Below are 12,952 nucleotides of genomic sequence, written 5' to 3' on the forward strand. Positions count from 1 at the left end.
CCTTCAGCGCGGGGCGCGCTTCGCATCGCGCGCGAACCAGGCGGCGGCCGCGAGGCTGCAGGCGATCTGCACCGGCACGCCGAGCACCACCATGACGACCGCGCGCTGGTCCAGCCCTGCCACGGCGAGCAGCGGCGCGACGGCGGCGCCCAGGTTCCGCGTGCAGAGGCCGAGCCCGAGCACGCTGCGCTGCGCCTGCGCGAGGCCTTGCGGGATGGCGTAGCCCGCCGCGGTGAGCAGCGCCAGGAACAGGATCTGCGCGCCGATCGCGAAGGTGCCGAAGGTGCTGGCGAAGCCCCGCCCGTAGAGCAGGAGGCAGACCGCCAGCAGCCCGACCGCGGCGATCCCGCTCACGCGCCTGGCCACGGGCCGGACCACCGTTGCGAAGGATGGTGCGGCTCGGAACACGGCCAGTCCGGCCAGCAGCGGAAGCAACACCATGCCCAGCAGCGGCCGTGCGATCGTCCAGGCGTCCACGGCGAGGCCGGGCACCAGCAGCGGCACCCCGACCGGCATCAGGGCCAGCGTGCCGACGGCGCAGAGCAGCAGCATGGCAGGCGCATAGCCGATGTCGCCATGCGCACGGTCCACCATCGTCGGCAGGAAGGGCGCGCAGGGTGTCATGCCGAGCAGCAGCAGCCCGATCGCATAGGGCTCGGCGAGCGGGAGGACGCGGGTCAGCAGCCAGGCGAGGAGCGGCCCGAGCACGAAGGCGAACAGCACGCCATGGGCCAGGAAGCGCGCATTGCGCAGCCCCTTCAGCGCCTCCGTCACGCTCAGCCCGAGCCCCATCTCGAGCAGCGATCCCGCCATGAAGATCACCAGCAGAACCTTGAGCGCCAGGGCGAGGGGGCCGTCCATGCCTTCCATGGGCGTCAGGATCGCGGGGACGGCGGCGGTGCAACCGCCCTCGACGCGTCGTGTCGGAACCGTCGTGTCTCGTTCATGCGGGCCAAGCTTCGCGGGCGGATCGCAGCATGATCCCGGAGGTGCGGCGGCGCAGTACGTTACCGTAAATCCGCGACGCCGCCGCGTTCGGTCGCGCCCGAGCGGTGAAGGCCGGAGCAAGGCGGGGGGGTGCCACTCGGCCTTCGGGGCGCCCGCCGCCCCACCGGCCTGCAGGATGGAGGCCCGGGCGACGGGCGGCCGCACAGCACCGCATGTCACCGTAACTTACCCCAAGGACGCCGACGCGTCCGCTTCGGCGCGCTGCCGCGGTGCTAGGTGTCGTCTGCGCATCGGCGTCGTGCGGTGTCGGCGACGCGAAGGGTCCACGCGCGAGGCGAGCGCCCGATCCGGGCGGACGGCGCGACGGGAGGTGAGCATGCCTGACGCGAGCACGCGCGCCCGGCGAGCATCCATCGCGGGGCCAACCCCACCCATGAGGGACCGGACTGAGATGTCAAAGGCGTCGAAGGACAAGGATCGGCGTAGCCAGGACAAGCAATCGGCGAAGGCGGGCGGCGCCGCGCATCGCGCGGCCGGCGCGCCCCCGCCGCAGACCGCGGCCGTGCGCGATCGCCAGGCCGCGGGCCGCGCCCTGGCGAAGCACACGCCGCTGAAGGACCACGCCGCCTGGCGCGCGGCGCAGCGCAAGCACGACCCGATCGACCTGCTGGTCGAGAGCAGCACGGGGCGCATCGAGCACCTGGTGCCGATCCGCTACGGCCGCATGCTCGCCAACCCCTTCGCCTTCTATCGCGGCTCGGCCGGCATCATGGCGGCGGACCTGTCGCGCACGCCGTCCACCGGCATCCATGTGCAGGCCTGCGGCGACTGCCACGCGGTGAATTTCGGCGGCTTCGCGACGCCGGAACGGCGCGTCGTGTTCGACATCAACGACTTCGACGAGACCTCCCCCGCGCCCTGGGAGTGGGACGTGAAGCGTCTGGTCGCGAGCTTCGTGCTGCTCGGCCGCTACCGGAACTTCTCGCTCGACGACACGCGCGAATGCGCCTGGCGGGCCGCCCGCGCCTACCGCAAGCGCATGGCGCGCTACGCGGAGATGCCCATCCTGGAAGCCTGGTACGACAGCTTCGACCTGGAGGAGCTGCTGGAGGCGACAGGCAACACCACGCTGCAGAAGAAGCTCCAGAAGAAGGTCAAGGACGGCACCGTGACCTCCAGCCACGAGCTGGAATTCGAGAAGCTCGCCGTGCGCAGCCGACCGGAGCCGCGCATCCGGGATCAGCAGCCGCTGATCTACCACCTCGACGACGAGCGCGGCCGGTACTTCCGCGACGACGTCGCCGAATCCTTCCGTCGCTACAAGGAGTCGGTGCTGCCTTCGGTCGCCACGCTGCTCGATCGCTACAGGCTCGTGGACATCGCGATCAAGGTCGTGGGCGTTGGCAGCGTCGGCACGCTCTGCGCCGTCGTCCTGCTGATGTCGGGCAACGGCGACCCGCTGTTCCTGCAAGTGAAGGAGGCGCGCCGATCGGTGCTGGAGCCCTTTGCCGGCGAGAACCCCATCGCGCACCCGGGTGAGCGCGTGGTGCAGGGCCAGCGGCTGATGCAGGGCGCGAGCGACATGTTCCTCGGTTGGCTCACCGGTGCCGGCAAGGGGCATCCGAACCTCTATGTCCGGCAGTTGAACGACGTGAAGATCAAGCCGCAGATCGAGGTCGCGATCCCCTCCGGCACCAAGGTCTATGCCCGCTACACGGGGATGACCTTGGCGCGGGCGCATTGCCGCTCGGGCGATCCGGTGCTGCTCAGCGCCTATATGGGCGACAGCGAGGCCTTCGAGGACGCGATGGCGGATTTCGCCGCCGCCTATGCCGACCAGGCCGAGCGCGACCACGAGGCGATGGTCGCCGCGGTGCGCGCCGGCCGCATCGAGATCCGCTCCGAGGCGTGAGGCACCCGGCGCGAGGGGGAGCAGGATGCGCATGAAGCGGTCCGTGACACGTCCAGCGGCGGCGCCGCGCCGCGCGGCCTGGCTCGCGCACGGAACCGGCGCCGCGTGCAGGAGGGCGTGATGGCCGCAGGGCAACGGGCGCCGGCACGCAAGACAGAGGCTGGCCTGGCCGCGCTGTTCCCGCCGCTCCGATGGCTGCGTGGCTATTCGTCCGACGCCGCCCGCGGCGACCTCGTGGCCGGCGTGACGCTCGCCGCCTACGCGCTGCCCGTCGCGCTGGCCTACGCCACACTGGCGGGGCTTCCGCCGCAGGTCGGCGTCTATGGCTACATGCTGGGCGGACTGGGCTACGCGCTGCTCGGCTCCTCCCGCCACCTCGCCATCGGGCCGACCTCGGCGATCTCGCTGATGGTCGCCGCGAATGTCGGCGCGATGGCCGGCGGGGATGCGGCGCGCTACGCCGAGATCGCGAGCCTCGCCGCCTTCACCGTCGCGCTGCTCTGCCTGCTCTCCTGGGCGCTGCGGCTCAGCGTCCTGGTGAAGCTGATCAGCGACAGCATCCTGGTCGGCTTCAAGGCGGGCGCGGGCATCACCATCGCGGTGACGCAGCTGCCGGCCTTCTTCGGCGTGCCGGGCGGCGGCCAGAACACGATCGAGCGCCTCGTGAAGCTGTCCGACCAGTTGCCGCAACTCGACGCGACCACCCTCGGCGTCGGACTGGCGGGCCTTGCGCTGCTGGTCGCGGGGGGCAGGGCGCTGCCCGGGCGGCCTGTCGCGCTTGCCGTGGTCGTCCTGTCGATCCTCGCCGCGAGCCTGTTCGGCCTGGCCGCGCAGGGCGTAGTGGTCACCGGCATCATCCCGGCAGGACTTCCCGAACTTGGCCTGCCCTCGCTGCGCATCTCGGATGTGGAGGGCATCGTGCCGCTCGCCGCCGGCTGCCTGCTGCTCGCCTATATCGAGGGGGTTTCCGCGGCGCGCAGCTTCGCGGAGAAGCACGGCTACGCGCTGAACCCGCGCCAGGAATTCCTCGGCATCGGCGCCGCGAACCTGATGGCGGGCCTTGGCCACGGCTATCCTGTCGCCGGCGGGCTCTCGCAATCCGCGGTCGCCGAGAAGGCGGGATCGCGGACGCCGCTGACGCTGGTGGTCGCCTCGGCGACGCTCGGCGTCTGCCTGCTGTTCCTCACCGGGCTCCTTGCGAACCTCCCGAAGGCGACGCTGGCCGCCATAGTCCTGACCGCTGTGGCGGGCCTGATCAATGTCCCCGAACTCCTGCGCCTCTGGCGCGTGAGCCGCGTGGATTTCGCCGCCGCCGCCGTCGCGCTCGTCGGCGTGCTGCTGCTCGGCATCCTGCAAGGCATCCTGCTCGCGGCGCTTGCCTCGCTGGTGATGATGCTCCTCCGGGCGAGCCGGCCACATGTCGCCTTCCTCGGCCGCGCTCCCGGCACGGCGCACTACAGCGACATGGCGCGCCATCCCGAGAACGAACCGATTCGCGGCGTTCTCGCCTTCCGGCCGGAAGGCTCGCTGCTCTACGTGAATGCGGAGAACGTCCGGGATGCGGTGCTGGCGCGGCTGGCCGCCCAGCCGCACGGTTCCGTCCGGCTGGTGGTCTGTGACCTTTCCGCCGCGCCGCACATGGATCTCTCGGCGCTCGGGATGCTGCGGAAGCTGCATGCGAGCCTTGCGGGCCGGGACATCCGCTTCACGATCACCGGTGCGCATGGGCGGATCCGAGACCTGCTGCGGCGCGACGGCTTCGCCGAGGAGGTCGGCGGCGTCTCGCGCTTCGCGACGATCGAGGCCGTCCTGCAGGATGCAGAGGGGACACCCCCGTGACCGTATCGATGCACCCGGCCGCACCGCACCGGCTTCCCGTCTTCCTGCCGGGCCCGGATGGCTCCGACCCGCTGCTCATCGGCACCAGCATCTTCCTGGTCGTGGCGGTGGTGACCTTCGGCCTGGTCTTCCTGCGCCTGCACACTGCCGGAGCGCATGGCGCACCGCGGTCACAAGCTGCAATTCGAGATCGTCGCGGTGCTCGGCCTTCTCGCGCTGTTCACCCACATCCACGCCTTCTGGGTGGCCGGCCTGCTGCTGGCCTTGATCGACATTCCCGATTTCACCGGACCGATGCGGCGGATCGCGGGCTCGACGGAGCGACTGGCCGGGCTGCCGCCCGGCGGCGGCGACGCTGCGGAGACGGCGACGGTCGGCCCGTTCCATTCCGCCGAGCATCCCGCGCCCCCCGATGCACCGCTGGCGCAGGCCGGCGGCCCGGTTGCCGAGCGTCACGAGGCCTGACCGATGCTCGAACTCATGATCTGCTCGATGCTGACGATCCTGCCCGACTACCTCTTCCGTCGCTATGCGCAGGGCAAGCGGATCGGGCACGAGATCACGCTGTTCTCCGTCTGGTTCGAGCTGCGCTGGGGCATCGTCGGCTGCCTGATCCTGACGATCAGCCTGATCACGCTGGTCTTCTACTTCCACCCGGCCTCGACCTATGTCAGCGCCGTCTATCGCAGCGTGCCGGTGCTGTCGGAAGGCATCGGCCGTGTCGCGGAGGTCTATGTCCGCGGCAGCGAGCGCGTAGAGGTGGGGCAACCCGTGTTCCGCATGGACGACGCGACGCAGCGCACCGCGGTCGAGACCGCGCGCCGGGGTGTCGCGGAGGTGGACGCCGCCGTCGTCGCGGCGCGTGCCGACTTGCTGCAATCCGAAGCGCGCGTGCTCGAGGCGCCGTGGAACCTGCAGCAGGCGATCGACGAGTTCGAGACGAAGTCGCAGCTCGCCGCGCGCGACGTGGTGGCGCGGCGGGAGGCGGAGCGGCTCGAGGTGCTGGTGCGCACGCGCCAGGCCGGGGTCGCCGCGGCCGAAGCCGCGAAGGCCGCCGTGGAGGCGCGCATCGGGGAGCAACTGCCGGCACAGCGCGCGAGCGCCGAAGCCGCGCTTGCGCAGGCCGAGGCGGAGCTTGCGAAGACCGTGGTCCGCGCCGGCGTGACCGGTCGTGTCGAGCAGTTCATGGTGCAGCCCGGCGACATCGTGAACCCGATGATGCGCCCCGCCGGCGTTCTTGTCCCCGAGGATCAGGGCATGCTGCGCCCGGTGCTCGCGGCGGGGTTCGGGCAGATCGAGGCGCAGGTCATGCGCCCAGGGATGCTGGCCGAAGCGACCTGCGCGTCGCTGCCCTGGCGCGTCATCCCGATGGTGATGACGAATGTGCAGGGCTTCATCGCCACGGGTCAGTTGCGCAGCACGGACCAGCTCATCGATCTTCAGCAGTTCCGCCAGCCCGGCACCGTGCTTGCCGTGCTGGAGCCGCTTTACGAGGGCGGGCTGGACGCCGTGGTGCCCGGCAGCAGCTGCATCGCCAACGCCTACACATCGATGCACGAGGAGCTAGCGGAGCCGGGCATCAGCACCGGGCGATGGCTTGGGCTGCACGTCGTCGACGCAGTTGGCCTCGTGCATGCGATCCTGTTGCGGATCCAGGTTGCCTTGCTGCCGTTTAAGACCCTGGTGCTGGGTGGTGGGCACTGACCGCATTGCGTGTCGGCGACGATCAGCGGTGGTCCTGACCCGGGGAACTGGTCTGAGCGGAGCGCATATTTTCGGGCACTCTAACTGCTGGAGGAGGGTGCCATGAAGCGGAAGCGCTACGCGGATGAGCCGATCGCCTTTGCGCCGAGGCAGGCGGAGGGCGGGACGTCGGTGGAGGAGATATGCCGCAAGCCGGGCGTCTCAGAGCCGGCGTTCTACCGATGGAAGAAGCAGCTTGCTGGGATGGGGGTGGCCGAGATCCGAGGGCTGAAGCAACTCGAGGAGGAGAATGCGAAGCTCAGCCGCGCAGCGGCGCCATGTTGGTCTTGATCCAGGTCTCATCGACGAATACCAACCGTCGCGGGTCGATCTTGCGTTGGTGCGCCAGCCATCGCGCCCGCTTGAAGGCGATGTCAGGGCGCGACTGCTCGGCGGGCAACACGGTTTTTTTTGAAGCTCAGCCCTTCGGCGTGCAGGAACACCCAGGCCGCGCGCCGGTCAGTCTTGATGCCGCGTGCCGCGAGTTCCGCCGTCAGGCCGCGCGTGGTGAAGGGGCCTTCAGCGACACGCGCCCGTAGCCAATCCGCGTAATCGCCCGTCAGCACGCGTGGCTTGTGACCACCGATCTTGTCCGGCGCAAGCGAGCCGGTCTCGCGCTGCCGCTTGCGCCATTTCGACACGCAGGACGGGCTGATACGCAAGGCAGCAGCGATCTCGCGGATCGTCTCGCCCGCCTCGGCACGTTGAACCGCTCGTTCACGCAGATCTTCGGAGTACGGCCGCATACAGGCTGGCCTCCAACACCCAGCCCGTAGCTTGAATCAGAAATCAGCCCGCGCCGGAATCCCGATTCCGCTCGAAAACAGCATGCTCTAGCTGTCGCTGCTATGGAGGTTGTCCCTCCGGGGCTGAGTTGGGAGGCTGTGGTTGCGAGGCCGACAACCACCAACCCGGAGCCCCGGATGGACGCCCATGAGAATGCGCGCACCACGCCGCATAGTCGAATGCTGATTGTCGAGCGGCTGGCCGCTGGCTGGACGGTGGCTGCGGTGGCGGCAGCGCTCGGCACCAGCCCAAGCACCGTGCGCAAATGGCGCGACCGCTTCGCCGCCGAGGGCGATGCCGGCCTCCGCGACCGCTCCTGCCGCCCGCACCGCAGCCCGGCGCGGCTGCCCGCGGCGGCAGAGGCCGAGATCGAGGCGCTGCGGCGCCGGCGCCTCTCCGGCCCCGCCATTGCTCGCCAGCTCGGGCGACCCGTTTCCACCGTCGGCGTCGCGCTGCGCCGCCTCGGTCTCGGCCGGCTCGCCGCCCTCGACCCGCCCCGTCAGGTCATCCGCTACGAGCGCGAGCGGCCCGGCGAGTTGATCCATATCGACATCAAGAAGCTCGGCCGCATCGATGGCATCGGGCATCGCATCACTGGCGAGCGCACAGGCCAGAGCAGCAGGCGCGGCCGCGGCGAAGGGCTGGGTTGGGAGTATCTCCACGTCGCCATCGATGACGCCTCCCGGCTGGCCTACATCGCGCTCATGCCCGACGAGAAGAAGGAGAGCGCCGTCCGCTTCCTCAAGGACGCGCTGGCCTGGTTCAGCGCTTGTGGCGTCGTCGTCGAGCGCGTCATGACCGACAACGGCTCCGCCTTCAAAAGCAAACTTTTCGGCGCCGCCATGCAGGCGCACGGCCTCAAGCACAAGCGCACCCGGCCCTACACCCCACGCACCAAAGGCAAAGCAGAGCGCTTCATCCAGACATCACTGCGCGAATGGGCCTATGCCGCGCCCTTCCACAGCTCCGCCGACCGCGCCCGCGCCATGCCCGCATGGGTCCGCCGATATAATGGCTCCAGGCAACACTCCGCCCTCGGCGGTAACCCGCCCATCACCCGCATCACCAAAGACAACCTCCTTGGCAACGACAGCTAGGTTATGTCGGTCAGGGGTTCCGTGCCGTGAAGATCAAGGTCGGCGGCGCCGCTGCGACAGGATGTCGCTCGCGTTGCCGCCGTGCGTGAAGCGGTGGGGCCCGATGTCGCCCTGATGGTGGATGCGCTCTACGCCTACGCCGATGGTGATGCCTTGCGCTTCGCGCGCGCGGTGGAACGCCACGACGTGCGCTTTCTCGAGGCGCCCGTTGCGCCGGAGGATGTCGAGGGTCTTGCCGGAGTGCGCCGTCGCAGCCCCGTGGCGATCGAGGGCAACGAGTTCGCCTGCGGCCTCGACGGCTTCCGGCGGCTGATCGAGCCGGGCGCGCTGGACGTGGCGCAGCTTGACGCGATCCCGTACGGCGGCGGCGGCGAATGCGGAATCGGTGGAGATGCAGGTGATCCACCGCCTGCTCTTCGACCGGCTGCCCGAGAAAACCTTCCGCCTCGAAGACGGATGCATCCTGCTGCCGGCGGGCGCGCGGACGGGCGCCGCGACCCTGTTCCGCTATTCCGCCGTCACGCCGAGCGCGCGCAGGATGGCGCCGAAACTCTCGTACTCCCGCTGCACGAGGGGGCCGAAGCGCGCCCGCGGCTGGAAGTCCACGACCACGCGGCCGCGCTGCGCGACGCTGGTGAACTGCTCGGTCAGCATCGCGTCGCGCATCCCTGCCTCCAGCAGGTCCAGCGCGGCGTCGGGCGTGCCGGCCGGGGCGAAGCACCCGACATAGCTCAGCTGCACGGCGTCGATGCCCTGCTCCTTCACCGTCGGCACCGCTGGATAGCCGGGATGCCGGCGGTCGGAGAAGACGCCGATCAGCCGCAGTTCGCCCGCCTCGATGCCTGCCGTGCCGGAGGCAACGACGATGGAGGCGAAGTCCAGCCGGCCTGCAATCGTCTCGGTGATCGGCGCGGCGTCGCCGCGGAACGGGATGTGGTTGAACTCCACCCCCGTCGCGCGGCTGACCCGCACGATGCCGAGCTGCGGCAGCGAGTTCGGGCCTGGGCTGCCGAAGTTCAGGCTGCGCCGCCGACCGGCCTCCACCAGGTCGGGCATGCTGCGGATCGGGCTGTCGGCGCGCACGACCACGCCGAGGATGTTCTCGGCCACGCCGCACACCACGGAGAAGCTGGCGGGCGAGATGCCGAGGTTGCGGATCAGGTGCGGCATGACGACGACGGGCGTCAGCGGCGTGATGGCGATGGTGTGGCCATCGGGCGGGCTCTGCGCCAGCGCACGCATGCCCACCGTGCCGGAGGCGCCGTCGCGATGCGTCACCGCCACGGGCTGGACGAAGCGCGCGTGAAGGCTTTCCGCGATCGCCCGGGCATAGGCGCCGGCGACCGTGCCGGGCGCGTACGGCATGATCAGCGTCATCGGCCGGTCCGGGAAGGCGGCCAGCGCCGGCCGCCCGAGAAGCGGAAGGCCGACCGAGCCCAGCAGCGCGGCGCGGCGCCCCATCGCATGTCGCATCGTCATGTTCCTCCGGGCTCCGCCTATTCCGGCTGGACGCCGAGTTCCCTGAGCAGGCGTCCGTAATTCTCGTACTCGTCGCGGATCAGGCGGTTCAGCCGAGCGCGCGGCAAGAAGCTCACCGGCGCACGGCTGTCGGCCAGGACGCGCAGCACCGCGGGTTGCTGCAGGGCGGTGCGGCAGCCTTCCTCCAGCCGGTCGAGCACCGCAGCCGGCGTGCCGCGCGGCGCGTACCATCCGACCTGGGAGAACATCTGCACCTCGATGCCCTGCTCCGTGGCGGTTGGCACGTCCGGGAAGTCCGGGTGACGATTGGCGGAGAAGACGGCGATCAGGCGCAGCCGGCCCGCCTTCACGAGCTCGGCCGTCGAGTTGACGATGGCGGCCGAGAAATCCAGCCGGCCGCCGAGCGTGTCGTTGATGTGCGGCGCTTCGCCACGATAGGGGATGTGGCTCATCTCCGTGCCGGTGGCGCGCATCACGCGCACCAGCGCGAGCTGCGGCAGGGAGTTGGGGCCTGGGCTGCCGAAGGAGAGCTGGCGCTTGCGCGCCTCGGCCACCAGGCCCGCAAGGTCGCGGATCGGGCTGTCGGCGCGCACGGCGATGGTGATGACGTTCTCGTTGGTGCCGCAGACCGCCTCGAAGCTGTCCGGCCCGATGCCGGCGTTGCGCAGCAGATGCGGCTGCACGGCGATAGCGGTCACCGGCGTGTGGCCGACCATGTAGCCGTCCGGCGGCGCGCTCGCGACGGTGCGCATGCCGACCACGCCCGAAGCGCCGTCGCGCGTGATCGTCACGAGCGGCTGGCCCAGCGTGCGCTGGAAGTGCTCGCTCATCGCGCGCACCAGGACATCGGGCGTGCCGGGCGAATAGGGCATCACGACGGTGATCGGACGTTCCGGGAATTCCGCGGCGGCCGGCGCGGCGAGGACGGCGGCCAGCAGCGCGGCGCCCAGGAGGCGAAGCGTCATCATGCTCACTCCTCGATGATCGCGACGGCGCGGGTCCAGCCGGCGGAGCCGCGATGCACCTTCACGGGGAAGCAGGCGACCATGAAGCCGTGCGGCGGCAGGGCTTCCAGGTTCGACAGCTTCTCGATGTGGCAGTAGCCGATCTCGCGCCCCGCGCGGTGGCCCTCCCAGATCAGCGCAGGGTCGCCGCCCTCGGCGATGCGTCGCTTCGTGGCGCTGAAGGGCGGGTCCCAGGACCAGCCGTCGATGCCGGTCACGCGCACGCCGCGTTCCAGCAGCCACAGCGTCGCGGCCTTGCTCATCCCGCAGCCGGAATCGATGTAGTCGTCCTGGCCGTAGCGGCTGCCGGCACGGGTGTTCACCACGACGATCTCGAGCGGCCGGAGCGTGTGGCCGATGCGCTTGAGCTCGGCCTCCACGTCGGCGGGCTGCACGATGTAGCCGTCCTCGAAACGGCGGAAGTCGAGCTTCACGCCGGGCTGGAAACACCATTCCAGCGGCACCTCGTCGATGCGCATGGAGGGCTCGCCGCCGGGGACCGTGCGCTCGTTCATGCGGGAGAAGTAGTGCCAGGGCGCGTCCATGTGGGTGCCATTGTGCGTGCTGATCTGCACGCGCTCGACGGCGCAGTATTCGCCTTCCGGCAGGGCGGAGACCGGCACGCCCATGTATTCGGCCATGCGCGGCGCGGTCATGTGATGATCGAGGTACTCGATCTGCGGCCCCATGCCTGGCGGGTCGCTCGGGATGCCGGCCTTGAGGGCGGAGGAGATGTCGATGATGCGGCGTGGCATGGCGCGTCTCCTCAGGCCGTGGGCCAGGGGCGCGCGGGCAGGATGCGCGCGGCGCAGCGCCCGAAGCCGATCGGCACGCGGCCTGGGCGCTCGGCGCGGCCGGTGAAGGTCACCTCGTCGCCGTCTTCCAGGAAGACGCGCTTCTCGCCATTCGGCAGGGTGAAGCCGCCATCCTCCATCACGACCTCGGCGAGGCAGGCGCGGCCATCGGGCTCAGGGCCGGAGACGGTGCCACTGCCGAGCAGGTCGCCGATACGCAGGTCGCAGCCGTTGCTGGTGTGATGCGCCACCATCTGCGCGAAGGTCCAATTCAGGTGGCGCAGGCTGCTGGTGCAGATGATGGCCGGCGCCGCGCCCTCCGCCCGCATGCGCGGCGTCGTGACGGCGACGCGCAGGGTGACGTCCAGGCCCCCTGTCGCCTGGTCGTCCGTGTCCATCAGGTAGGGCAGCGGCGCCGGGTCGCCTTGCAGCGGCGCAAAGGCCGGCGCGGCGAAGGGCGCGAGGGCATCGGCGGTGACCAGCCAGGGCGAGATCGTGGTGGAGAGGCTCTTCGACAGGAAAGGACCGAGTGGCATCATCTCGAAGCGCTGCACGTCGCGCGCCGACCAGTCGTTGAGCAGGCAATAGCCGACGATGCTGTCGGCGGCGCGGGCCACGGGGATGGGTTCGCCCAGGCGGTTGGCGGGACCCATCACCGCGCCGAACTCCAGCTCGAAATCGAGCGACTGCACCGGGCCGAAGCGCGGCGCGCCATCGGGCCCGGCGCTCTGGCCATGCGGGCGCGCGACCGGCTCGCCGCTGACGCGCACCGTGGTGGCGCGGCTGTGATAGGCGATGGGCAGATGCAGGAAGCTCGGCGGCAGCGGGTTCTGCGGATCGCGCCGGCGGCCGAGGCGGCCGGTGTGGTAGCGCGACGCCATGAAATCGGTGAAATTGCCGACCTGCATCGGCAGCAGCAGTTCGGCTTCGGCCATGGGCACCAGGCAGCGCGCGGCTTTCGCGCGGTCTTCGCTGCCCTCTGCCAGGATCGCTGAGAGGCGCTGGCGGAGCACACGCAGCCCCGGGCGTCCAAGCGCGAGCAGCGGGTTCAGCGCTTCCCCGGTGGCGGCCTCCGCGGCGCGGGCGACATCGCCGGCGAGGAGCCCCGCGGCGAGCGCGGCCGGGAGATCGAGGATCTCGTCGCCGATCGCGACCCCGCCGCGCGCATGGCCGCCGGTGCGGAGGATGCCGAAGGGAAGGTTCTGGATGGGGAAGTCGGTCCCCGGCGCGTTGGCCGAGGCGACCCAGCTGCGCAACGCGGGGTCGTGTGTCGAATCGACGAGCGGAATGCCCATGGAACTATACGCTTCCTCCGTGTTATCTCCATGATCACGATGAACATACATGAGT

General features: G+C 70.4%; 11 protein-coding genes and 2 pseudogenes. 7 read left to right on the forward strand and 6 right to left on the reverse strand.

What is annotated here, in order from left to right:
• Nucleotides 1-3: 3 nt before the first annotated feature.
• Nucleotides 4-861 (reverse strand): hypothetical protein, encoded by an 858-nt coding sequence (locus E4T13_RS23260; RefSeq protein ID WP_170985179.1) that lies wholly within the window; start codon nt 859-861, stop codon nt 4-6.
• A 538-nt stretch (nt 862-1,399) separates the two neighbouring features.
• Here E4T13_RS23260 and E4T13_RS23265 point away from each other — a divergent pair.
• The 5 genes and pseudogenes from E4T13_RS23265 to E4T13_RS23285 all read left to right on the forward strand — a co-directional run.
• Nucleotides 1,400-2,860, forward strand: a complete 1,461-nt coding sequence (locus E4T13_RS23265; protein ID WP_137180721.1) for a DUF2252 domain-containing protein — start codon at nt 1,400-1,402, stop codon at nt 2,858-2,860.
• 120 nt (nt 2,861-2,980) lie between these two features.
• A complete protein-coding gene (locus E4T13_RS23270; protein WP_137180722.1) occupies nt 2,981-4,699 on the forward strand; it encodes a SulP family inorganic anion transporter in 1,719 nt (572 codons plus the stop codon).
• A gap of 156 nt (nt 4,700-4,855) precedes the next feature.
• Nucleotides 4,856-5,164 carry a hypothetical protein gene (locus tag E4T13_RS23275; RefSeq protein WP_137180723.1) on the forward strand — a complete coding sequence of 103 codons (309 nt, stop codon included), beginning with the start codon at nt 4,856-4,858 and terminating at the stop codon, nt 5,162-5,164.
• A 3-nt stretch (nt 5,165-5,167) separates the two neighbouring features.
• The gene (locus E4T13_RS23280) at nt 5,168-6,403 is read left to right on the forward strand and encodes an HlyD family secretion protein (RefSeq protein ID WP_137180724.1); all 1,236 of its coding nucleotides are present in this window, start codon (nt 5,168-5,170) and stop codon (nt 6,401-6,403) included.
• Between the two features lie 102 nt (nt 6,404-6,505).
• Nucleotides 6,506-6,718, forward strand: a pseudogene (locus E4T13_RS23285) (transposase); the annotation flags it as partial.
• Nucleotides 6,719-6,816: 98 nt separating this feature from the next.
• On the opposite strand, the gene E4T13_RS23290 reads toward E4T13_RS23285, so the two are convergent.
• Complete coding sequence (locus tag E4T13_RS23290; protein WP_137180725.1) at nt 6,817-7,188, reverse strand: helix-turn-helix domain-containing protein; 372 nt, start codon at nt 7,186-7,188, stop codon at nt 6,817-6,819.
• Nucleotides 7,189-7,365: 177 nt separating this feature from the next.
• Here E4T13_RS23290 and E4T13_RS23295 point away from each other — a divergent pair, with 177 nt between their 5' ends.
• Together E4T13_RS23295 and E4T13_RS31040 are read left to right on the forward strand one after the other, a co-directional pair.
• Nucleotides 7,366-8,325, forward strand: coding sequence for an IS481 family transposase (locus E4T13_RS23295; protein WP_137180726.1), 960 nt, complete (start codon nt 7,366-7,368; stop codon nt 8,323-8,325).
• A 93-nt stretch (nt 8,326-8,418) separates the two neighbouring features.
• Nucleotides 8,419-8,634: pseudogene (locus tag E4T13_RS31040) on the forward strand (enolase C-terminal domain-like protein); the annotation flags it as partial.
• Nucleotides 8,635-8,832: 198 nt separating this feature from the next.
• Here E4T13_RS31040 and E4T13_RS23305 read toward each other — a convergent pair.
• Genes E4T13_RS23305 through fahA form a run of 4 tightly spaced genes read right to left on the reverse strand, consistent with a single transcriptional unit; the run spans nt 8,833 to nt 12,897 of the window.
• A complete protein-coding gene (locus tag E4T13_RS23305) occupies nt 8,833-9,804 on the reverse strand; it encodes a tripartite tricarboxylate transporter substrate binding protein (RefSeq protein WP_137180727.1) in 972 nt (323 codons plus the stop codon).
• Nucleotides 9,805-9,821: 17 nt separating this feature from the next.
• The gene (locus E4T13_RS23310) at nt 9,822-10,769 is read right to left on the reverse strand and encodes a tripartite tricarboxylate transporter substrate binding protein (protein ID WP_170985180.1); all 948 of its coding nucleotides are present in this window, start codon (nt 10,767-10,769) and stop codon (nt 9,822-9,824) included.
• Nucleotides 10,770-10,774: 5 nt separating this feature from the next.
• On the reverse strand, nt 10,775-11,563 hold the full coding sequence (locus tag E4T13_RS23315) for a cyclase family protein (RefSeq protein ID WP_137180729.1): 789 nt from the start codon (nt 11,561-11,563) through the stop codon (nt 10,775-10,777).
• Nucleotides 11,564-11,574: 11 nt separating this feature from the next.
• The gene (gene fahA / locus E4T13_RS23320) at nt 11,575-12,897 is read right to left on the reverse strand and encodes a fumarylacetoacetase (protein WP_137180730.1); all 1,323 of its coding nucleotides are present in this window, start codon (nt 12,895-12,897) and stop codon (nt 11,575-11,577) included.
• Nucleotides 12,898-12,952 lie beyond the last annotated feature (55 nt).

Source organism: Roseomonas sp. AR75 (assembly GCF_005222815.1).
Taxonomy (GTDB): Bacteria; Pseudomonadota; Alphaproteobacteria; order Acetobacterales; family Acetobacteraceae; genus Falsiroseomonas.